Here is a 21255-nt window from a genome sequence, read left to right on the forward strand (position 1 = left end):
TCTATAAATGATCTACCTTTATTTCTAGCTCAAGATTTGGATTCTGAAATCCATTCGTCAGAAGGATCTTCTTTATCTAATTTTGCTAAAGAAGGAAAACTCTTCTTAATCATTGAAATAACTTCATTTCTAATATGTTTCCTACAAGCATCAACAGTATCTTTCTCAAAAACTGGATATTCAGATACTGCATCTAAAACCCCATCTCTTAAAGGCTGCCAATTTTTACCCTCACTTTCGTTATATGCAGAAAGAGCTTTATTGAAGTCAAAATCAAATATTTTTACTTTCTCCTTATATTTCTCAACTAAAAAAGAAACAAGCTTTTCTCTAAAAGGTATAAGAAGTTTTGATTTCAACGTATCAGGCAACCCTAAAACCGGTTCATAATAATCAAGTGTTCTTAGCTCTTCCTCTAAAAGAACAGGCCATATACCTTTGGAACCTTCCGATATATCAAATAAGCTTTCTGCCTTATTCATTTCAGAAAGAAAAAACTTTATTCGACAGTAGTAAGATTTCTCACTAAGTGGCTTTTTAACAGAAGGTTTTCCAGATTTAATTTCAGGTAATGCTGATTCTGCTTTTCTTAAAAATTGCCTGTCTTCTCGCTCAAGATTTATAGCTCCCCATCTCTGTCGATAATCCCATAATTCTGTATAACGTAAGATATCGTGCTGGGACCAACCTAGCAGTTTTAATTCATCTGCACGGTGAGTTAATTCCTTAGCCACTTTTAAAGAAAGATTATTTATTATATAAAGCGTACTGGGAAATCATAGAACTGAAACCCTTTTACTTGATTAATCTCAAATTACAAACTTAACTCAGTTCACATACTTAAACTATTAGTAATTTTAATGACTTTATTCCATTGAGCATGAATACTCTTCAATAATGCAAACTGTACTTTAGCTTTGTAAAGATTTTGTGTAGGATAATTTGAATTAAAATAAGTATTCCCACAAAGATAATCAGTCAAAAATCTAATTCCTAATTCATATGTAATAGTTCGAATACTATAAGGTAGATAAAAAATATCTGCTTTAGTCAATTTATCCTTATATATAGAGAAATAACCATTAAGAGCTGACTGATAATAGTTTAAATCAAAATGTACAATTGATATGTCTTCAGGTTCTTCCCCTAAAGGGTTACAGCATGACCTTAAACAATCAGCTAAATCAAAAAGAAGGTATCCCATTTGAAAAGTATCAAGGTCTATTAGAGAGACAACCTTATTTGTTGAAAAATCAAACAAAAAATTGCTAACTTTAGGATCTCCATGTATCAGTCTGAAGGATAAAGATTTTCTTGAAGAAGAATTAATAAGAGAAAAAGCTTCATTCTTATTTAAAGATACAAACTTTAAAACTAAATCAATCTCTTTTAATATCTTATGATTATGTATTTCATTCTGACGTAAAGATGTAACAACAGAGTAAAGTTGTGAAAGATATTTGGGTGTGTTATGGAAATTACTAATTGTAGTTATATAATTATCTGGATTTGCTTTAATTGTTAAGAGATGAAAAATTGCAAGGCCTTCTAAGAGATAATATGCTTGAGAATCAGAAGTAATAGTTTCAATAGTCTTTGTAAAGTCTATATACTCAAATGATCTCCAATAAACATCATCAATTAGCTTATAATTAGTTTTATCTACAATATTTTTTATTAACTTAGGGAAAAACCATTTTCTAGGATATCTTAATAATACTTGATCTAGATTAGTCAAAATATTATCCTCTAATTTAGAATAGTTATCTATAATATCTTTAGGGTTTTTAAAAACATCTGAGTTTATTGACTGAAGTATAAATTTTTTATTAATAGAGATTGAGTCAGTTGAAACTAAGAAAGTATTATTAATATTTCCAGAATTAATAGCTTTTATATCTAATATGTGATTGTTTGTAAAAAAAGTAGAAGCTATCTTTCTTATATTTTGTAAATTTTCTTTAGTCAATTAAATTAAGGAGATTTCTAATTAGAAAAGTATTTGTCAAACATGTTAATAACTTCTAGATGTGAATTTACGGAGTTATTTTCTTGAGAAGATTCATGAATATTTAAAGACAAGTATAAAGAGTGAATATCCTTAGATTCAAAATTATTGGTATAAATAGATTCACATAAGAAAGACAAGATATCATTTTTATCTAGATTATTCAAAAGTTCGTTCATCCTTGAAGAATTTTTTGGACGAACTGACTCCTGACAAAAATTTGTCAACTCTCTACTATTAGTCATTACATTAAAAACATGCCTCTTACATTCTAATGAGGAAAATATACACATATAGAGTAAATTTATCATTGAAGAATCATGATTTGGTATTGAGTATGCTCGTAATATATCTGGCCAAAATCGTAAAGAATTAATTCCTTCTAAGGCTCCTTTCTGAAGTCCTTTTGACTCACACCAATTTATTAGCTCATCCAAATCATTAGGACATCTTTTTAAAGACATCATGCGATCTGCTAGTATTTGTCCTACTTGAAAATTCCTAGTAGGGGAACCAGAAATAGGCAGCATCATACTTCCTTTTACATCAGCAATCATTGCTGTTAATTGAGAAAATGTATGATCTCTCACCTTTTCCATATCTCCATCTCTAGACAAAGCTGCTTCAATCCTTTGAACACCATAACCTATATCAGTTAAAGATAAACTAGATTTTTTATATAAATCATTCCGATCTAATCTACTCATTGAAACAGTAGCTGCTTGATCTAGGCATTGATTGAGCAATAAAGTTAAGAGAGTAGGTAATAGACCAGGATTATTACAATGATAAGTGTGTCCAAATCCTGCAAATATTGAAGAGACATTCTTTGCAGACTTAATATATTGACCTTCTACATTATGTACTCCAGAAGAAACTTGAATATTAGGGGAAAGATTATTTAATAACCTTGCACCTATTAAAGCTGTAAATGAATCAGGATGACAAAAATTAGCTGTAAAACTATCCAAAGGGTTTCTTAAAGCTCCGTGTCTATGAAAACCTGAGAAGAATGCTAAATGTGAGTTTTTTTGGCATAAAAGAAATGAAGATTGTTCTGAATTTCCATATGTAAACGAACCAACTAAACATGCCAATACAACATTTGTTCTACCAAGCTTATCTCTTAGATGAAGTGCCTCCTGTAAATCCGATTCAATATGATTACTATTAGAACTTAATACTACTAAATCACATATCTCTATTAAATCACTTAAAGTGTAAGCACGTATTTTGGAACCATCTTTATAAGTTGACATTTCTATCATCTTATTTAGATATTCTTCTTTTAATTCATTTATAGATTGTTTAGAAAATGCTCCAAGGAGATTTCTTCCAGGCCTAGGTGCTAAAAGAAGATTATTCTTATTTGTTTGCATTGCACAGTTATAAGCTAAAGATGCTGGATATAGTCCTACACTATAAAAACCTACTTTTCCATCCTCTAATTCCTTTAGCCTTAAAGCTATAGTTTTTTTATCAAGTGAATCGGTAAAAAAATTATTTTGCATTGGCAAGTGTGAATGATTCTACAAAACTAGAATTGCTTTAGATTAACGCATAAACAATAATATCTTATTACTTATTAAAAGCTTTGGCAAGTTAAGAAAAACGAGAAAGAAAACAAGCACTTGCTACAAAAAGAAGTATGATAGTCCCATAATTTTTAATTATTTTATATTATGTTAATAAAAGAAGAATCAGATATTAGTTTCAAAAAAATTTCAACTAAAAAGAATATACTAATAATTCAAGATATCGATGGTGTTTGCATACCACTAGTAAAAGATCCACTTCTTAGAAAAATAGATCCAAATTATATAGAATCAATTGCTAAGCTAGATGATGAATTTGCAGTACTAACTTGTGGTGAACATGAAGGCGAAAGAGGTGTAAATAGAATAATTGAAAGAGCTTTAAATTCAAATAATAAAATTAAAGAACAAGGCCTTTATTTACCTGGCCTAGCGGCCTGTGGTGTTGAATACCAAGATAAACATGGAAATATGGAATTACTTGGTTTAAGTATCGAAGAAAATAAATTCCTTAGCGAGGCACCAAAATATATGAAGAAATTATTAGAAAAAGAATTAGTTAATAGTATTCCTTTTAAAGATAAAGAACAAGCTAATTATGAAATAAAAAAGGCAATATGTGACACACGTTTTTCTCCTGCAATTAATCTTAACTCTCTCTTTAATATTTTTGAAAATGATCTTAAAAGCAAAATAAAACTGCAAGAAATCATGCTTCGAGTAATGAGTGAGATTATAGAAATAGCTTATACAAAAGGATTTACTGATTCATTTTATCTACACATTTCACCAAATTTAGGTATAAAAAATGGAAATGAAATAATAAAGTTTGCAACTAAAGAAGATATAGGGACAACTGATATACAGCTTATAATTAAAGGCGCTTTAAAAGAATGTGGATTACTAGTTTTACTGAATAAATATATTAAAAATAAATTTGGATATTATCCATTTGGTCATAATTTTAGTATTAGAAATGCTCCTAAAGGTATTGATGGTCTTATAAGTCTATGCAAAAAAAAGATTAGGCCCGAAATAATGCCTATATTAATAGGTGTAGGCGATACTATTACATCGAATAAAGATATTTTAGAAAATAAATGGCTTAGAGGAGGAAGTGATAGAGGTTTTCTTACACTAATACAAGAGCTTGGCAAGGCATATAAAAAAGAAAACATAATTATATTTGTAGATAGTAGCTTTGGCGAAGTTTATAGACCTTCCACCAAAGACCAAACTCTTACAGGCATAACTGATCCTTATGACATACTAAAATTAAATGTAATAATGAATAATGGACCTAAGGAATATATCAAATGGGTTAATAAATTTTGTAACAACCGGTATAATATGAGGAAAAAATAACTTTTTATAATCAGAAGAGCAATGATATTAATACTTTAGCTAAAATATATTTAATTAAGATAAAGTATGTCTTTCCCAAGCATAAAGAGGAATGCACTTGAAACACTACAAGTCAACCTAGGTTACAAATGCAACCAAGCATGTATACATTGTCATGTTGATGCAAGTCCTTTTAGGGAGGAAATGATGAATGAGCATAATATTAAATTAATACCTAAGATTATTAATCAATATCTAATTAAGACCCTTGATCTAACTGGTGGTGCTCCTGAAATGCATCCTCTTTTTAAATCATTAATAACTGAGGTAAGTAAATTAGGAATAGAAATCATTGATAGATGTAATTTAACAATCCTAAAAGAAAAGGGTTATGAAGACATGGCTAAATTTCTAGCACATAATAAAGTCAGGATCATTGCATCATTACCTTGCTATTTAGAAGAGAATGTAGATGCTCAGAGAGGTAAAAGTGTTTTTCAAAAGAGCATTGAATCTTTAAAGTTATTAAATAGTCTTGGTTATGCTAAAAAAGATAAAGGCCTTAAATTAGATCTAGTATATAATCCTACTGGAGCCAATCTACCTCCTCCTCAAAAGCAACTAGAAGATACATATAAATATGAATTAAAGAAAAGGTATGATATAGATTTTAATAATCTATTAGTTTTAGCAAATATGCCAATTAAAAGGTTCTCAAACTTCTTAAAAAAAGAAGGTAAACTTGAGGAATATAAATTACTACTTAGAAATAATCATAATGATGCAAATCTAAATTCTGTAATGTGCAAGAATACAATCAGCGTAGATTGGGAAGGAAAATTATTTGATTGTGATTTCAACCAACAACTATCTATAAGTAGTAAGATAAAGCCAAATACACTTGAAGGTTTATCCAAAGATGCAATAAACATCAGAGGCATAGAAATATCTGTTGATAATCACTGCTTTGGATGTACAGCTGGTAATGGATCTAGTTGCGGAGGAGCTTTAACTTAGCTATTAGTAATAAAATATTTCAAAGACAATTAGGACAGATTGCTCGAACATTTAATGTTGATTCGATTAATTTAAAACCTTGATTTTCAGCAGCTTTCCTGCCAGCAACCACAACTTGATCACTCTCAAACTCTTCTGTTCTGCCACAGTTAATACATACTAAATGATGATGATCGGGATGATCTTTACTTAAGAGTTCAAAGCGATGACAACCTTCACTCAATTCCAATTCATGCAAAAATCCGATCTTTACTAATAATCTAAGTGTTCTATATATTGTTGCTAAAGAAACTCTTGCTTTTGATTGAATTAAATGCGCATGAACTTCTTCTGCACTGAGATGGTTTCCACAACCAATAGCCTGAAACAAGTCAAGCACTTTTGTCCTTTGAGGAGTTAAACGTCTTCCGTTTTTATGAAGACCAGTCTCTAAAGGAGAAGATTTAGAAGAATAACCAGCACCTAAAGCCATTAATCCAGCGTGGCTGTTCTCAATAATAATAGCTAATGAGAGGGAGGGGACGCCATTAATTAAGAGATTATGCTTAGTTGTCTAAAAACAATTTATATAATGTTCTAAAATGAATATTTGCTCATAATAAAAAAATGTTTAGTAAAAGGATCAGAAAAGCATTCCAAATACTAATAAATGAAAAATCATTTCCTATAAATGAACAAAATACTGCTCTTGTAGTTATAGATATGCAAGAAAAGCTTTTAAATGCTCTTCCAAACGATAAAGAATTAACATGGAATATAGGTAAATTAATATCTGCTTCTGAAATATTTAAACTAAGAATATTTATTACAGAACAAAATCCTTCTAAGCTAGGTAAAACTATAAGTAATATCTCTCCAAAAGGAAAATACAAAAAATACAGCAAGATGGCATTTTCATGCATTAACTGCATCGATCTAATGAAAGATTTAAAAAATGCAAAGATAAAGAATATAATTTTATGCGGAATAGAAACACATATTTGTATTAGTCAAAGTGCTCTAGATTTACTTTATAAAGGGTATAATATTCATTTAATTGCTGATGCAACTAATAGTCGAGGTTTATATGATAAAGAATTAGCCATGGCGAGAATGCAACACCATGGGGTGACAATATCCACAACAGAATCCATAATTTTTGAGATATGTCAATCAGCAGACAAAAAAGTATTTAAAGAGATTAGTCAGTTAATAAAAATGAAAATGAAAATATGATTTATCCTTTGCCTAGGAATGGCTAAAAAACGAGCATGAAAGAACTTTAAAGTTTACACGTATTGGTATAGCATACTAATTTAATAGATGTCATAATTAAAGAAACATATGTTGGTCATGAATGAGATTTATAGCAAATTAATTGCAACTGCAACGGTTTTTTTAATAGGTTTAATAATAACACTTTCACTTTCAAGACTGACGCGAAGTATATTTGGAAGGTTAGTCAAAAGTAGTAAAAGTGAAACAGACGACTATATTCTGAAAGTTGTTGTAGAGACTATTAAGCCATTAGGTATAACTATTACCTCATTTCTGTCATGGAAGATATTATCAATTCAAATAAAAATTATTGGAATTAGTGAAATCATTGGAGGTATTTTTAAATTAATAGTACTTATACTCATAGTAAGACTAATCAATAGAATTCTTCTAAGGTTAATACAAAGTTGGTCAAACAAAGTAAATGATATTGCTGTAAGTACAATGCTTAGATCATTAAGTCCAATGGTTAGAGCAATAATATGGAGTATTGGATCCATATTTTATCTAAACAACTTAGGGGTTCAAATGGCAGCTATTTGGGCACTATTAAGTGCAGGAGGAATAGGCGCTGGTTTAGCATTAAAAGAACCTGTTCAAGAATTCTTTGAATATATAACAATTTTATTAGACAAACCTTTTCAAAGTGGTCAGTTTATTCATATAGATGGGATATGGGCACGAGTTGAAAGAGTTGGTGTTAGGTCAACAAGAATGAGGAGTATTAATGGAGAGATAATTGTTATGAGTAATAGCAATTTAACAAATGGTGTGATTTCTAATTATGCAGAAATGGAAGCAAGAAGATTGGTCCATAAACTAGGTGTTGTTTATACAACAGGTTATTCTAAAATGATTAAAATACCTGATCTAATTAAAGATATAATTAATTCAAATGATAATGCAGCTTTTGATAGATGCCATTTTATAGAATTTGGCGACTTTAGTCTTGATTTTGAATTAGTTTACTTTATTCCTACAAATAACTATTTATTAGCAATGGATACTCAGCAAGAGATAAATCTTGAGATAATGAGAGTATTTGAAAAAGAAGGTATTGAATTTGCATATCCAACACAAACAATTAATTTAACAAAATAGTCCTTAAAGAGTATTTAATTCACAAAAATTTTTTAAAATTTCATTAGTCAGATCCCAAAGTTCCTTTGCTTTAGAAGTATCATTAGCTTCTTTGCTGACATTAGATTTCGAAAGTAACATCATGCCCGGTCTTTTTATTATATTAGAAAGATATAAAAATTGATAAGGTTTATTTGGGAAAATTGTTGCTATCTCAGTAAGTAACTGACCTGCTTTTTCTGGTGTTTCTGTAATATGTAAGACATCTCTAGCAAAAAAAGCAAATATAATTTGACCAATTTCATTATACTTACGACTATATCTAAAGAAACCTGATTTACTTCTAGGAATGACCAAACCTGGTGCCCAGCAAATGACATTAACAGGGAAATTATTAAGCTGTAACCTACTTATTAATTCTAATGTAAAAAGGATATTACATAATTTACTATCCTTATAAGACTTATCTGCGTTAAAAGTTGAAATTCCATCTATAGTTTCAAATGTTAATGATGACTTTATTCCTAGCATTTCTCCTAATCCAGCTGGTTGTCCAATTTTGCCTCCTGAGGACTCAGGATTATGAACTTCAGAAGCCGTAACAATAATCCTTGGATAATTAGACTTACAAACTAATGGCATTAATCTTTGTGTTATATATTGATGACTAAGATGATTAACTGCAAAAGTCAATTCTATATTCTGTTTAGATCTTCTTATTTCTTTAGAACCTGTATATTGTAGGCCTGCATTAAGTATTAAAGTATCAATTTGTTTATTCTGATGAATAAGTTTGTCAGTAAATTCTTCAATACTTTTTAAATCTGACAAATCAGCTATAGGTAGGTCAACTCTATATTTGATCTGAGAAAATATAATATTATCTTTTTTTAGTGAATTAATAAATCTCTCTCTACTTGCTAAATCTCTGCATGGAACAATGATTTCATGTTGATCTAATATCATTTTCAAGGCCGCTTGATAACCAATTCCAGAAGTTGCGCCAGTAATAACTATCCTTCTTTTAACATCTGTTGTCATTTTTTAGACACTTCATAATAAATCTGTACCTATAATATAAGATTACAAAGTTTAATAGTAAAAAATAAGCAAAGTAATTTTCCATATATTATTTAACTAGAGAAAAATCTGCCATAGTAAATCAATTTAACAAAATCGTTACATTTCTAAAAAATGGCAACATTGGGTTAATAAAATTCTTTTTACTAAATTTCTTTTGATATAAAAGGCTATTGTAGAAAAGCTTATAAAAGTATCTGATCATGCTAATAGCTGCCTATAGTTTTGTAACGCTAAGAAAATCTTATATTTTAGGAGTCAAGTTTAATAGCTTCAATGAAAATTAATACGCCAATGGATGTATTGGTTTTGGGAAGCGGTCCTGGAGCTCTAGCAATTGCCTCAGCGCTAGGACAAGAGAATTTAAATGTTAGTGTTCTTTCTAAAAATGATCCAAATGAACCTTGGCCATATACCTATGGAATATGGGGTGAAGAAGTAGATGAATTAGGACTTTCTAATTTACTCAAATATCGATGGTCTAAAACAGTTAGTTTTCTTGGTGAGGGATCCACAAAAGATTCATCTACCAAGAATAAAGCAACGCCCCATAATCGTGATTATGGTCTTTTTGACAAAGAAAAGCTCCAATCCTATTGGTTAGATTTATGCCAACAGTCTTCTGTAAAATGGAATAAAGGTGAAGCAACTGCTCTAGAGATTAGTAAAAGCAACAGCATAGTAACTACATCTAATGGAGAAAAACATATTGCCAAATTAATAATTGATGCGACTGGGTATAAATCAGTATTTTTAGAAAGACCTAATCATGGTGAAATTGCTGTTCAAACTTGTTATGGAATAGTTGGAGAATTTTCAGAAGCACCTTTAGAAAAGGATCAATTCATCCTGATGGATTACAGAAGTAATCATTTAACAGCAAAAGAAAAGGAAGAACCTCCTACATTTTTATATGCAATGGATTTTGGTGATGGTAAGTTTTTCTTAGAAGAAACATCATTAGGGCTAAGCCCTCCAGTAGAATTATCAACACTAAAATCTAGGTTAATAACAAGACTTAAACACAGAAACATACAAATAAAGAAAGTTGATCATGAAGAATTAGGAGTTTTTTTGCCTATGAATATACCAATCCCAAACTTAAATCAATCAATACTTGGTTTTGGCGGTTCAGCAGGCATGGTTCATCCAGCATCAGGGTATCTTGTAGGGGGACTTCTTCGAAGAGCTCCTCATTTAGCTAAAGAACTTGCGATTGCTCTAAGAAATAAATCAAATACACCATCAGATATTGCAAAAATAGGCTGGGAAACATTATGGCCTAAAAACTTACGCAGAAAGCAAGCCCTATACCACTTTGGTTTAGAAAAACTAATGAGGTTTGAAGAAATTCAATTGAGAGATTTTTTCACATGTTTCTTTTCACTACCGAATAAACAATGGTATGGATTTCTAACTAATACCTTAACTGTAAATGAACTTATTAATGCTATGTGGAGTATGTTCAAAAAAGCTCCTTTAAATGTTAAGTGGGGTTTGTTAGAAATGAAGGGTAGGGAAATAAGATTATTATGGAGATTTGTTAAGCCAGGAATTTAGAAGTGAGGAATATTCTTATAAGTGGTGCATCAAGAGGAATAGGAAGATGCATTGCAAAAAGGGCTATTGAAGATGGTCATAATGTAAGTATCGGTGTAAGAAATATAAAAAGCTTTAAGGATTATGAAATTAGTGAGGGTAATCTAAAAGCTAATAGCCTATTAGTGAATAAATATGAATCAAATAATAATTCAAGTATATCTAACTGGATAAGTAATACAAATAGAACTTTTGGTAAAATAGATACATTAATTCATTGTGCTGGTATATTTAAACCTACAGAATTTAATTTTAAAACTGGGGAAGAAAAGGATATTGAAGAACTCTTGAAGGTAAATTTAATGGGTCCATGGTTATTAACAAAAGCTGCATGGAAATATTTGATAAAAAATAATAATTCCAGAATAATTGTACTTGTATCTATGAGTGGGAAAAGATCTAAAGGGAAACTAGCTGGTTATACAGCTAGCAAATTTGCACTCATGGGTTTATGTCAAACAATTAGGAATGAAGGCTGGGAGTATGGTCTTAGGGTTACAGCAATTTGTCCGAGTTGGGTAAATACTGATATGGCAAATAATCTTACTCATATTCAAAGAGAAGATATGACACAACCAAAAGAACTAGCATTAATAGTGTCTAGGTTATTAGAGCTATCAAATACTTGTATACCTTTTGAATTATCCATTAATTGCAATCTAGAAATATAAAATCTACTAAAATTGATTATAAAATTAAATTTAAACTAAAGTTTTTTTAGAAAATATATTTAATATAGTATAAATAAAAGCCCTAAGATATTTGTGGAAAAATTTTCTATAAATAGTGCCAAAAGTTTTACCTAAAGCAAATACTCTTGAAATAAACCCTAAAACAATATTAATAACCCATAAAATCAAAAGAATTGTGATTATTAATGTAGCGGTTGAATATACTCCTGAAAGTTGTTGCTGTAATGGTTCTAGAAGCTTGAGATAAGTAGAAACATTTAATGTATTAATTAAAATATGCATCTTTAATTAAAATAGTATAAATGGTTATTTTTATGATCTATGGCTCTTAAAATATATCAAGGGAAAAGTAATAGTTTTTATTAATTCAGAAAAAAACGAATCATGTAAATCTAAAGATCAAATAAGAAGAAATAGACAATAAACTAGCTATCCCTAAAGCTCTGATTCTATTTGGCCACGAAGAGAAAAGTGGGAGGTCATCACAATAGTAACCTCCAAAATCTCCAAAAAGAACTAAAAACCACATTGGGAAAGTGGCAAAAGTTAAGGCTATGGAGAAAGAATATAATAAATTTAATTTAATTTGAAAAAGAACAAACATAAATAAGATAAATAAAAATATAGATCCTGTTAAAGCTATAGTAAAGTCAGCACCAATAGTTTGAGGTAACTTTCCTTTAACACTAAACTGTTTCTTGCAGTCAATTAATTGTTTTTCTGAAAAGATAAAGTAAGAAGTATCTGGCAATCTAGATTTTTGATATCGTCTTAAAAGTCTAGCTTCAAATCCATTTGGATATTTTAATTCGATTGTTTCTATTATCTTATCTGGGTTTAATTTCTTTAACTGTCTATCAATATCCTTAACTTGACCTATTCTATAAAAGCCGTCCTTCTTTATCAAGTAAACAAAAGCTGACATACATAAACGCTTAGCCTGGCAAGCTGGGAAATGAAATAGTTAACTATAATAATTTTTACTATTATAATTGACTAAAAGACCATGTCAATAACTAAGAAAAATAATGAAAAGCCTATAAATAACATTTTATATTCTTTCCGAAGATGTCCCTATGCCATGCGAGCTAGATGGGCCTTGCTAAAAGCTGATCAACAAGTAATATTACGTGAAGTGAATCTTAAAGATAAGCCTATTGAACTAATTAATAATTCTAAAAACTCTACTGTTCCTTTATTAGTTTTAGAGTCAGGTGTAATACTAAATGAAAGTATTGATATTATTTATTGGGCAGATAACATAATAAGAATCAAAAATGGTCTTATAAAGCAAAAACATCCATATCAACAAGAAATCAATTTATTATTAAATCAAAATGATCTCATATTTAAATTTCATCTAGATCGTTATAAATATCCCAATAGATTTCCAAACTGTAATCCCAAAGAGCATCTAATTGAATCAGAAAAAATCCTTCAAGAATGGAATGAAAGATTAGGTAAATCCTCTAAGAAGAATTCAAAGGCTTGGCTTATAGGTGACAAAGAAAGCATTGCAGATTATTCCCTATGGCCATTTGTTCGTCAATTTAGATTAGTTAACCAAGAATATTTTGATAACAATATAAAATTTAAATATTTAAAAGTCTGGTTAGATTTTTATTTAAATCATAAATTATTTTCCGTATTGATGAAAAAGTATAAATTTTGGAATAGAGAATCTAAGGAAGTTCTATTTCCTTCAGAATAAGTAAATATACTTCTATAAAATATAAATTTGTTAGTTCTCTAATCTTCTTTTATCAATTATTCGAGCCAATTCTAAAAAATAGCCGGCAGTACAGTACTTACCTATATTTCTTTCTCTATTGCCTAAGTCACTTCTTAACTCAGCTGTCTCTGCCATAAGCAAATCAAGTTCTGATTGAGGCATCTCATAAAGTTCTTTAAGTTCCACTTCTCTGGCAAGCAGATGACTTTTAAACCATTTTTCTCTTGACTCCTGAGGAGGAACGTCTTGTTGAAAATTTGATCTAATCATATAATTAGTGAATTAAGTTAATTTAATATTTTAATGCATACAGCTTACTAAGCGATATCTTGCTCAAGTTTATTTTGAAGAATCATTGCAAGCAAAATGAATGCTATTGTCAAAACACCGCATAATTCTGTCCACCCAGTTAAGCCTAATTTTAGTATATAAAGTGGTGCTATAACTGTTATTAATCCACCTGAAAGTAATGGTTGAAGAAATAATTGTTTTATTGAAAATATGGGCAACGTATTTGTATCATCTTTAGGATCAGCCAAACGGAGCAAAAGTATTCCACTAGCTGCAACTCCAGTTGCATTACCAAATTCAATTATTGATCTTTCAAACCATTTATCCTTAAATAATATTCTTGCAAATAAAAACATTCCTAGCAAATTCCAAATTAACCCACTTAAAGCAAGTATTGATATTGGCAACCAATCTTGCAATAGCAATGGCAAATTAAGACCAGCCATTGCTGTAGTGATAAGTAAATCCGTAGAAAGAATTCCTATCTCTCTTTGTAATATTTCAGAAACAAATTCTGTTTTATCAAACTTTTCTAAAAAGAATCGGATAAACAATGATCCAATTAAGGCCAATGGGAAAACAGGGAATATAGAACTAACTTCATAAAATTGACCTCCTAAATAACTTCCTAATTGTCTTAAGCAACTCAAAAGAGTTATACCAAAGAGAACTGCAAGTCCAACAAAAGCAATATTAATAGCTAATTGCCTTATTTGAGAATAAATAGATATTTGATCACCTGAAATAAGATCGTCTTCAATATTATTTTGATTATTTATGCTAGAAATCCATCCAAGTGACCTGCCTAATACAACTAATCCACTGCCAATCAAGGTTGAGGATAAAAGTCCTACTGTGGCCATCGCCAATCCTAAATCCAGACCTTGACTAAACCCAATCTTTTCAAAACTATTTCCCATAATTGCTGCCGCACCATGACCTCCTTCAAATCCAATTTCAATTAAACATCCCATTAATGGATCGACATCTAATACAGGGCTTAGGAAAATTAAAACTGCAATACCACCTATCAAATATTGTCCAAAACCCAAAAGAAGTCCTAAGAGAGCTTGAGATGCAACAGGTTGCCATAATGAGCTGCCTTTAGGTAAAGGTTTCCCAAGCATTAAAGTTGCAAAAACAAGCGTTAGAAGCGGCGTAGGAAGTCTTATCCATACATCAGTAATTGTTTGTGGCAAAAGAGGGTAAGGGCCATAAGGGCCTATCAAAAGAGCAAATGTTCCTACAAGAATTGATATTGGTATACCTAGTCTTTCGAGCCTCAAGGCTGATTTAAATCTTCTTCCGATAATGAATAAACTTGCAAAAATAAATAAGACACCAAAAGAAATTATTAATGTTGAAGCAGAATCTGAAAAAATAACTTTTCCTAACAACTGATGAAATTCTTTCATATACTTAATTTCTAAGAATACTCCGTGAGAAAAGATCAATAGACCTTAGAAATTAGTTAAAATTTTAACCAACTATAAATAAAAAAGGCTCCCAAGTTAGTAGGGAGCCTTTTGTTTAAGCTCAGACTTTTAATAAAATAAAAGGCTGAGATAATATCAATCGTTTAAAGAGACTGTAGCTGTATCGATATTGCCAATAGCACCAGTTACTCGCTTGAAGTCAAATCCCATTGCACGAAGAGCATGCCACAAATGACCTTGGATATAGAAGAATCCTAGATAATAGTGAACATTAGTTAGCCAAGCTCTAGAGGTATGAGCCCCATTTGCTAGCTCAACAGTATCAACCCAATAAGGGGCAACTCCGAATTTGAGATCTAAGACTTCACCAAAGAAATCTACTGGATAAACTGTTGTATTTGTCGCACACCAGAAGGCAGCAACTATTGCCATCCAGCCAATACCAGCAAGAGACCATGAAAGTACTGCTTCAGCTGAAAGAAGACCAGAACCCTTAAACTTGGTGTATTCACCAACTTGCTTAGTAGCAATATGGAAAGCACCACCAGTAATCATGAAAAATGCTAAGAAAGCGTGGCCGCCCATAACATCTTCCAAGTTATTTATTGAAAGAAAATCAAACTGATGATTCCATATTGAAGCAAGATTTAGGTTGTATTCAACCTGACGGATAGAGCCTGCTGCTGCATCCCATATACCGTGTATTCTTGCCCATTCAACAAACTGAATATTGGCTACACCCAGAAAGATAAGGTGATGTCCCAAAATAAATGTCTGATTATCAGGGTTATCCCATTCGAGTTTGAATTTCCTTGCCTGAGCTACCTCTGAATCCTGCATATCTCCAGGGAATAAAAGAGAATGCAGAAGTCCACCAGCTCCATAAACCATGGAAAGAATAAGGTGAACAATTGCTATTGATGTAACTGTAGTTCCACCAACAAAGGTTCCTGTCTCATCAAAACCTATACCAAGTGCAGCCAAATGAGGCAGTGCAATTAAAGGTTGATGACCCATAGGCACTGAAGGGTCAAATCTAGCTAATTCAAAAAGTGTGAAGGCACCAGCCCAGAAAGCTATCAAGCCGGTATGAGCGGCATGAGCAGCAATGAATTTTCCTGAGCGGTTGGTGACCCCAGAATTACCAGCCCACCACCCGTAGGTGACGTCTGGATTTCCATAGGTCTGCATTAGATTGCAAGAAGGTGGGAAAGCGCAGTGAGACTAACTAAAAAGGAGATAATAAAGTGGAATAAATCAACACCTTTTACATTGTGTAAGTCTTTAAGCTAAAACCATAATAAATCTATTGCCTTAAAAAAGCGATTTTCAAATATAAAATCCATAGAATCTACTTCCAGATTGTAAAAGAACATTACTAAAATTCGACATAATGGAATTTAAGCCTTTTAAGAAGAGGTACTAGAAAAAATCAAGACTCCCAAAAGCCGTTAAGAATGAGTTAATATATAGAAATTAATTCTTATGAGATTGAAAAGATGTTTTTAAAATTATGGGAGATAATTCTCCCTTTAGTAAAAGATATGAGACTTAGATTTGCTTTAGCCATGCTAGGTAACATTTTAATCTTATGGTTTATGATCTCATTCTTTAAGAATTTTATACCAAATCTACCTGATAATATAATAAGCTAAGCCAATTTGCTACTTTTATAATAATAAAACAGGCTAGTAAACTTAATTAGGTTTTTATAAACTATATATTAATTGATTAAAACTTTAGCAACCTAGAAAGCAAGGCTTTATTAGCTATATTTAATTGATTATCAATAAAAGGGGTTAATTCTATAAAGTAAAAACTTAGCTTAAGGTTAAATTTATGCTGCTAAATCATTCATTGGTACATCTCTAGATCGCCAGTACTCAATAATTTCCATACACCAATTTAAACGATAAATAACTATAGGATTCCAAGGTTTTGAATTAGAATCAGGAGCGCTTCGCCAATGCGTACCTGCCTTTAAATATCCTACCTCTCTCCAATACTTCAAAGTCTTTTCACTTACTCCTAGCTCCTTACTTGCTTCACTTTCTTCAAGCCATTTATTTGAAGACATTTTCTTAAAAGCATTATTTCTTTATTAACGCATAAACTCGCATTTTGAAAGTACCTCTACAAAAAGGAATTTAAAACCAAGGTCTAATTTCAGCTATTTCAATTGGCATGGTTAAACCGGAATCTCGAGATGGGTCAAGATGTGTATTTATATTGATTTTTCTAGTTTTTTTAGAGCTATGTTCTATTACAACATCCTTATCATCAAAATCATGCCACCCTTGAAGCCATAACATTTTATTACTTAATTCTTCAAATGATACTTGAAGTCTTATGTCACCATCAATGACCGAAACCAAATAAACCAAGGCCTCTTTTTGACGGGGAGAGTAATTAAAAGCTACAAAATGCCTAAATCCTTTAACAAGAACAATGCTTGTCCAGGCTTTTGGAGGAGGCCAATGTAAAAGATTATTTTTCATCCTTTTTAAGAGATTTATATTCTTTTCTTATATCATTAATTAGCCTATTCTTTTTTTTCATAATTCTTATTTTTTCCTTTTGATCAATTTTAAATCTATTACCACGGTCAATCTTCATCCATTTATAAATAGAAATTCCTTTATTAGGTAAATAAATCTTTCTTAGGATAAGCAACCTTTTAATGAGAAATAAAGCTATAGTTAAGCTAACAATAATAATTAGAAGGTGATTCATGGAACTTAATTTTGCTTAAGTAAATATTGCAGAAATTTATAAGCTGATAATATTAATAATATAATTAATATCTGTTATTTTCGAAATATGTTGCTTAATATTTTCATGCTTTGTATTAAGACTCTTAATTCTAACCTCATCATTTGATAAATCATTTTCCCCTAAAATAATCACCCAAGAAGCAGACGATTTATTTGCTCTTTTAAATTGTTTTGAAATCGCCGAACCAGAATAATCTAATTCTACAGAAAAATTTGCAAGTCTTATTTCTCTTGCCAAGACTAATGCATTAATATAGACATCTTCTCCTCTATTAATGATATAAACATCTGTTGATGTTTTAGTTGAAAAGTCATCGCCTAAAAGAATTAATAATCTTTCCATGCCTATTGCCCATCCAATAGAAGGTGTAGAAATACCACCTAATTGTTCAACTAGTGTGTCATATCTTCCTCCTCCACATACAGTAGCTTGTGCGCCTAATTGATCACTAATAATTTCAAAGGCTGTGTGGCAATAATAATCAAGCCCCCTAACTAACTTCAGATTAAGTTGAAATGGTATTTTCAACTTAGATAATATTGATTGTAATTTTAAAAACCTCTGTTCACTTTCATTACTTAAATAATCCATAAGGACAGGAGCCTCATCTAACATTTCCTGTATCTTTGGATTTTTACTATCTAATATTCTTAATGGATTGCTTTTCAATTTTCTTTGAGAATCTTCATCAAGGAAATCAAATACGTTTTCAAGCCATGTAACTAATTCCTTACGGTACTTTTTTCGATCATCCATAGTTCCCAAAGTATTTATTTGAAGACTAAGTCCTTGAATTCCAAGTTCATTTAAAAAATCCCAAGCAATAGTTATAATCTCAGCATCACTTCTTACAGAAGATAATCCGAAAAACTCAACTCCTATCTGGTGAAATTGACGTTGTCTTCCTGCTTGAGGACGTTCATATCTAAACATAGGGCCGTTATACCAAAGGCGTTGCGCTCCTTGGTTTAACAAACCATTCTGAATAACTGCTCTTACAACTGAAGCAGTTCCTTCAGGTCTAAGAGTACAAGGCCTATTACCTCTATCTAAAAATGAATACATTTCCTTACCAACCACATCTGTGTTTTCACCAATCCCTCTATTAAATAATTCAGTTTGCTCTAGAAGAGGTGTCCTTATTTCTTTAAGGCCAGCTCTAAGAAAATGATTTCTAGCCAGATCCTCAACTTTTTGCCAACACTCAGTTTGCGATGGCAAGAGATCAGGCATTCCTCGTAGTGTTTGAAAATTAGTCAATAGCAAATCCAACTAGATTTATTGTGCCTCATTGATCAACGGTTTAATCAATCTATCTTTAATATAAATCAATTAACCCCATGAATGAAAGTCGAGTATCCTCAAATATATTAATGATGAAACTAATAAAAATACTGAAAAATGAGTTAATTCACTAATAAAATTTTTCGTTTTTGTTTAATTACCACCTAATCTGGTAGCTACTGAATATTTAATCAACCAAAGATTTACTCTTCGTCGATAAGAAGGAGGAACTTCTTCAAGTAATTGCGATAATTCTAAAGCTCCTAATCTTTTGATTTCTTTTTCTTCTACATGCCAAAGGCTTTCTGCTTCTCTTATTAATCTTGCCCAACTTCGAACCTGCTGCCAATGGCGTAAACTTCTTATTATTTTTTGTCGTTTTAAAAGCATTTTCTATTTTTTGAATCTAAGCAAAACACCTCACATACAGCCTGGCAGAAAAAATCCAATACCAAACAAATCCCCCTAGTCATTTCAAAGATATAAAGGAAATATATGACTATGAGGAAAAACCATTTTCTTAATTAAAATTGGATTTCATTTACAGGGAAAGGAAGTTTCATAATCTCTCTTTCACTAAGGCGGCGAGTCCAGGCACCTCGAATAGGTTCATTCCATTGAAATCCAGCTTTCTTTGCCAAATGTCTTTCTTCATAAGAGATATCTGCCCTCATTAATCTTCTTGGCTCAAGCGCCTGTTCTAAAAGATCTTCTAAATTTGTACATCTTCTAAGAACCTCAACTAAATAAATACAATCAGTTAAAGCTCTATGAGCACTCCAAACAGGAACTTCATATGCAAGCGCAAGATCTTTTACCGAAGGTCTTGCTCTAAGGTGAAGGTCTGATGGCCAGGGTATATCTTCCATAGAACAAATCCATGGTTTTAAAATATCTGGAAGGGGGTATTTCCCAAACCATTTTTTATCAAAAGATGCGTTATGCGCAAGAACAACATCCGCACTCTCAAGCAAAGAATTAAAATAGGTAAGTCCATCTTTCCAAGATTCAGTCAATTTTGTAACTTCTGGGGAAATCCTATTAATTGATTCAGCAGCATTACTATTAGAAGGAATTAAAAATGAATTCTGAGCAATAACAGATCTACTTGCAACATGAAAGAGTACAGCACCAACTTCAATACATTGATCTTGTTCTGAGTCAAGCCCAGTTGTCTCAGTATCAATTATCAAAATAAATAATGGTGAAGACAACTTTTCTGCAATTTGAGATGTGTTAATAAAATCGAGTTCTTTCTGCATCCTCAATTGAATCTCAAGTTATTGTAGATACTCATCAGAATTTTCCAACTTCACAAAAACCTCATGTTAATAAACTATATTAAATACTTTTTTCTAAAACTCTTTATTTAATACCTTTTCTCAAATAAATAATGACTAAATGGAGACGCATTAATCAAACATGGTGCAAATGGCCTGCTAACCCAACAGCATTAATAGAAATGATAGGAGGAAGCTATTTGGCAACATCACCTCATATAAGCTACAAAAAACTTCTTGAGAGGTTGGCTAAAAAAAACAATGCTATCCATGCATGGAGTTATATTCCTAATTTTGATCATCAAGAACAATCTAATCAGGCTTGGAGAAATCTAAGAGAGTGCAGAGAAATTCTTGAGTCAAGAGTTGGAAAACTATTTAACCCAATTAGATTAGGCCATAGCTTAGGCTGCAAATTACATTTACTAGCTCCAGATGGAGGAAGAAAAAGCGAATTCTTAGTTTCAATAAGTTTTAACAATTTCAAAGCAGATCGATCAATTCCAATGCTCAGAAAATTAAAAAGAAAATTCAACATTGAAACTGAATTTAGTCCTAACCCAGATCAAACAATGTCTCTAATTAGCAATAAATATATTCAAGCAAATAACCTGTTAATTAAATTTAATGCTGACAAGCTTGATCAAAGCGAATTACTCCTAAGTCATTTAAAAAAGAGAATTAATGATTCTTCTAAAATTATTGAAATCAAGGGTGATCATTTATCACCTATTGGTACTGGAATAAAAGAAGTATTTTCAACTAAAAGTGCTAATTTTGAATATGAGCAAGAAGACTGTTTACAAGATATCATTGATACAATATATGAATTTAAACAAGGTTAA

At 31.0% G+C, this 21255-nt stretch carries 23 protein-coding genes; 8 read left to right on the plus strand and 15 right to left on the minus strand.

The features are described 5' to 3' along the window. Positions 1–29 precede the first annotated feature (29 nt). The 3 genes from O5636_RS02775 to O5636_RS02785 all read right to left on the minus strand — a co-directional run bounded on the left by O5636_RS02775 (position 30) and on the right by O5636_RS02785 (position 3519). Entirely contained in the window at positions 30–734 is a 705-nt protein-coding gene (locus O5636_RS02775; protein WP_269623099.1) for a hypothetical protein, read from the minus strand. Between the two features lie 98 nt (positions 735–832). Continuing rightward, on the minus strand, positions 833–1969 hold the full coding sequence (locus O5636_RS02780) for a phosphotransferase enzyme family protein (protein ID WP_269623100.1): 1137 nt from the start codon (positions 1967–1969) through the stop codon (positions 833–835). A 17-nt stretch (positions 1970–1986) separates the two neighbouring features. Next, the gene (locus O5636_RS02785; protein ID WP_269623101.1) at positions 1987–3519 is read right to left on the minus strand and encodes a hypothetical protein; all 1533 of its coding nucleotides are present in this window, start codon (positions 3517–3519) and stop codon (positions 1987–1989) included. A 171-nt stretch (positions 3520–3690) separates the two neighbouring features. On the opposite strand from O5636_RS02785, the gene stpA reads away from it, so the two are divergent. Both stpA and arsS read left to right on the plus strand, forming a co-directional pair. Further along, a complete protein-coding gene (stpA, locus tag O5636_RS02790) occupies positions 3691–4908 on the plus strand; it encodes a glucosylglycerol 3-phosphatase (RefSeq protein WP_269623102.1) in 1218 nt (405 codons plus the stop codon). Positions 4909–4974: 66 nt separating this feature from the next. Continuing rightward, the gene (gene arsS, locus O5636_RS02795; RefSeq protein WP_269623103.1) at positions 4975–5904 is read left to right on the plus strand and encodes an arsenosugar biosynthesis radical SAM (seleno)protein ArsS; all 930 of its coding nucleotides are present in this window, start codon (positions 4975–4977) and stop codon (positions 5902–5904) included. A 19-nt stretch (positions 5905–5923) separates the two neighbouring features. Here arsS and O5636_RS02800 read toward each other — a convergent pair whose 3' ends face one another. After that, on the minus strand, positions 5924–6376 hold the full coding sequence (locus O5636_RS02800; protein ID WP_269623104.1) for a Fur family transcriptional regulator: 453 nt from the start codon (positions 6374–6376) through the stop codon (positions 5924–5926). A 134-nt stretch (positions 6377–6510) separates the two neighbouring features. Between O5636_RS02800 and O5636_RS02805 the strand changes: the two genes are divergently transcribed. Beyond that, the gene (locus O5636_RS02805; protein ID WP_269623105.1) at positions 6511–7119 is read left to right on the plus strand and encodes an isochorismatase family protein; all 609 of its coding nucleotides are present in this window, start codon (positions 6511–6513) and stop codon (positions 7117–7119) included. 117 nt (positions 7120–7236) lie between these two features. After that, positions 7237–8262: a mechanosensitive ion channel family protein gene (locus O5636_RS02810; protein WP_269623508.1), complete on the plus strand. Its 1026-nt coding sequence runs from the start codon at positions 7237–7239 to the stop codon at positions 8260–8262. 3 nt (positions 8263–8265) lie between these two features. Here O5636_RS02810 and O5636_RS02815 read toward each other — a convergent pair whose 3' ends face one another. Continuing rightward, positions 8266–9282, minus strand: coding sequence for an SDR family NAD(P)-dependent oxidoreductase (locus O5636_RS02815; protein WP_269623106.1), 1017 nt, complete (start codon positions 9280–9282; stop codon positions 8266–8268). Positions 9283–9597: 315 nt separating this feature from the next. Here O5636_RS02815 and crtL point away from each other — a divergent pair, with 315 nt between their 5' ends. Together crtL and O5636_RS02825 are read left to right on the plus strand one after the other, a co-directional pair. Further along, complete coding sequence (crtL, locus tag O5636_RS02820; RefSeq protein WP_269623107.1) at positions 9598–10881, plus strand: lycopene beta cyclase; 1284 nt, start codon at positions 9598–9600, stop codon at positions 10879–10881. Positions 10882–10883: 2 nt separating this feature from the next. After that, positions 10884–11591, plus strand: a complete 708-nt coding sequence (locus tag O5636_RS02825) for an SDR family NAD(P)-dependent oxidoreductase (protein WP_269623108.1) — start codon at positions 10884–10886, stop codon at positions 11589–11591. A 30-nt stretch (positions 11592–11621) separates the two neighbouring features. Here O5636_RS02825 and O5636_RS02830 read toward each other — a convergent pair whose 3' ends face one another. Together O5636_RS02830 and O5636_RS02835 are read right to left on the minus strand one after the other, a co-directional pair. Continuing rightward, complete coding sequence (locus O5636_RS02830) at positions 11622–11894, minus strand: hypothetical protein (RefSeq protein ID WP_269623109.1); 273 nt, start codon at positions 11892–11894, stop codon at positions 11622–11624. 100 nt (positions 11895–11994) lie between these two features. Then, on the minus strand, positions 11995–12537 hold the full coding sequence (locus O5636_RS02835) for a GIY-YIG nuclease family protein (protein WP_269623110.1): 543 nt from the start codon (positions 12535–12537) through the stop codon (positions 11995–11997). 81 nt (positions 12538–12618) lie between these two features. Between O5636_RS02835 and O5636_RS02840 the strand changes: the two genes are divergently transcribed. Beyond that, positions 12619–13323 (plus strand): glutathione S-transferase N-terminal domain-containing protein, encoded by a 705-nt coding sequence (locus tag O5636_RS02840; protein ID WP_269623111.1) that lies wholly within the window; start codon positions 12619–12621, stop codon positions 13321–13323. Positions 13324–13353: 30 nt separating this feature from the next. Here the strand turns inward: O5636_RS02840 and O5636_RS02845 are convergent, their stop codons facing one another. The 8 genes from O5636_RS02845 to O5636_RS02880 all read right to left on the minus strand — a co-directional run bounded on the left by O5636_RS02845 (position 13354) and on the right by O5636_RS02880 (position 20392). Beyond that, complete coding sequence (locus O5636_RS02845) at positions 13354–13614, minus strand: hypothetical protein (RefSeq protein WP_269623112.1); 261 nt, start codon at positions 13612–13614, stop codon at positions 13354–13356. A 47-nt stretch (positions 13615–13661) separates the two neighbouring features. Beyond that, positions 13662–15050 carry a sodium/glutamate symporter gene (locus tag O5636_RS02850; protein ID WP_269623113.1) on the minus strand — a complete coding sequence of 463 codons (1389 nt, stop codon included), beginning with the start codon at positions 15048–15050 and terminating at the stop codon, positions 13662–13664. Positions 15051–15206: 156 nt separating this feature from the next. Then, on the minus strand, positions 15207–16262 hold the full coding sequence (locus O5636_RS02855) for a chlorophyll a/b binding light-harvesting protein (protein ID WP_269623114.1): 1056 nt from the start codon (positions 16260–16262) through the stop codon (positions 15207–15209). Positions 16263–16908: 646 nt separating this feature from the next. Continuing rightward, positions 16909–17148, minus strand: a complete 240-nt coding sequence (locus tag O5636_RS02860; protein ID WP_269623115.1) for a hypothetical protein — start codon at positions 17146–17148, stop codon at positions 16909–16911. A gap of 70 nt (positions 17149–17218) precedes the next feature. Next, positions 17219–17569 (minus strand): TIGR02450 family Trp-rich protein, encoded by a 351-nt coding sequence (locus O5636_RS02865; protein WP_269623116.1) that lies wholly within the window; start codon positions 17567–17569, stop codon positions 17219–17221. A gap of 271 nt (positions 17570–17840) precedes the next feature. Next, positions 17841–19106: a histidine--tRNA ligase gene (gene hisS / locus O5636_RS02870; protein ID WP_269623117.1), complete on the minus strand. Its 1266-nt coding sequence runs from the start codon at positions 19104–19106 to the stop codon at positions 17841–17843. A gap of 177 nt (positions 19107–19283) precedes the next feature. Continuing rightward, positions 19284–19520: a hypothetical protein gene (locus tag O5636_RS02875; RefSeq protein ID WP_269623118.1), complete on the minus strand. Its 237-nt coding sequence runs from the start codon at positions 19518–19520 to the stop codon at positions 19284–19286. A 134-nt stretch (positions 19521–19654) separates the two neighbouring features. After that, a complete protein-coding gene (locus O5636_RS02880) occupies positions 19655–20392 on the minus strand; it encodes a 3'-5' exonuclease (protein WP_269623119.1) in 738 nt (245 codons plus the stop codon). 131 nt (positions 20393–20523) lie between these two features. Between O5636_RS02880 and O5636_RS02885 the strand changes: the two genes are divergently transcribed. Beyond that, a complete protein-coding gene (locus O5636_RS02885) occupies positions 20524–21255 on the plus strand; it encodes a DUF1350 family protein (RefSeq protein ID WP_269623120.1) in 732 nt (243 codons plus the stop codon).

This window comes from Prochlorococcus marinus str. MIT 0918 (assembly GCF_027359415.1).
Taxonomy (GTDB): Bacteria; Cyanobacteriota; Cyanobacteriia; order PCC-6307; family Cyanobiaceae; genus Prochlorococcus_E; species Prochlorococcus_E marinus_C.

Bases quoted from the DNA above. Each gene is read 5' to 3' on its own strand.
- O5636_RS02785 (WP_269623101.1), bottom strand. From the start codon at position 3,519: ATGCAAAATAATTTTTTTACCGATTCACTTGATAAAAAAACTATAGCT.
- stpA (WP_269623102.1), top strand. From the start codon at position 3,691: ATGTTAATAAAAGAAGAATCAGATATTAGTTTCAAAAAAATTTCAACT.
- arsS (WP_269623103.1), top strand. From the start codon at position 4,975: ATGTCTTTCCCAAGCATAAAGAGGAATGCACTTGAAACACTACAAGTC.
- O5636_RS02800 (WP_269623104.1), bottom strand. From the start codon at position 6,376: ATGGCTTTAGGTGCTGGTTATTCTTCTAAATCTTCTCCTTTAGAGACT.
- O5636_RS02805 (WP_269623105.1), top strand. From the start codon at position 6,511: ATGTTTAGTAAAAGGATCAGAAAAGCATTCCAAATACTAATAAATGAA.
- O5636_RS02810 (WP_269623508.1), top strand. From the start codon at position 7,237: ATGAATGAGATTTATAGCAAATTAATTGCAACTGCAACGGTTTTTTTA.
- O5636_RS02815 (WP_269623106.1), bottom strand. From the start codon at position 9,282: ATGACAACAGATGTTAAAAGAAGGATAGTTATTACTGGCGCAACTTCT.
- crtL (WP_269623107.1), top strand. From the start codon at position 9,598: ATGAAAATTAATACGCCAATGGATGTATTGGTTTTGGGAAGCGGTCCT.
- O5636_RS02830 (WP_269623109.1), bottom strand. From the start codon at position 11,894: ATGCATATTTTAATTAATACATTAAATGTTTCTACTTATCTCAAGCTT.
- O5636_RS02835 (WP_269623110.1), bottom strand. From the start codon at position 12,537: ATGTCAGCTTTTGTTTACTTGATAAAGAAGGACGGCTTTTATAGAATA.
- O5636_RS02840 (WP_269623111.1), top strand. From the start codon at position 12,619: ATGTCAATAACTAAGAAAAATAATGAAAAGCCTATAAATAACATTTTA.
- O5636_RS02845 (WP_269623112.1), bottom strand. From the start codon at position 13,614: ATGATTAGATCAAATTTTCAACAAGACGTTCCTCCTCAGGAGTCAAGA.
- O5636_RS02850 (WP_269623113.1), bottom strand. From the start codon at position 15,050: ATGAAAGAATTTCATCAGTTGTTAGGAAAAGTTATTTTTTCAGATTCT.
- O5636_RS02855 (WP_269623114.1), bottom strand. From the start codon at position 16,262: ATGCAGACCTATGGAAATCCAGACGTCACCTACGGGTGGTGGGCTGGT.
- O5636_RS02860 (WP_269623115.1), bottom strand. From the start codon at position 17,148: ATGTCTTCAAATAAATGGCTTGAAGAAAGTGAAGCAAGTAAGGAGCTA.
- O5636_RS02865 (WP_269623116.1), bottom strand. From the start codon at position 17,569: ATGAAAAATAATCTTTTACATTGGCCTCCTCCAAAAGCCTGGACAAGC.
- O5636_RS02875 (WP_269623118.1), bottom strand. From the start codon at position 19,520: ATGCTTTTAAAACGACAAAAAATAATAAGAAGTTTACGCCATTGGCAG.
- O5636_RS02880 (WP_269623119.1), bottom strand. From the start codon at position 20,392: ATGCAGAAAGAACTCGATTTTATTAACACATCTCAAATTGCAGAAAAG.
- O5636_RS02885 (WP_269623120.1), top strand. From the start codon at position 20,524: ATGACTAAATGGAGACGCATTAATCAAACATGGTGCAAATGGCCTGCT.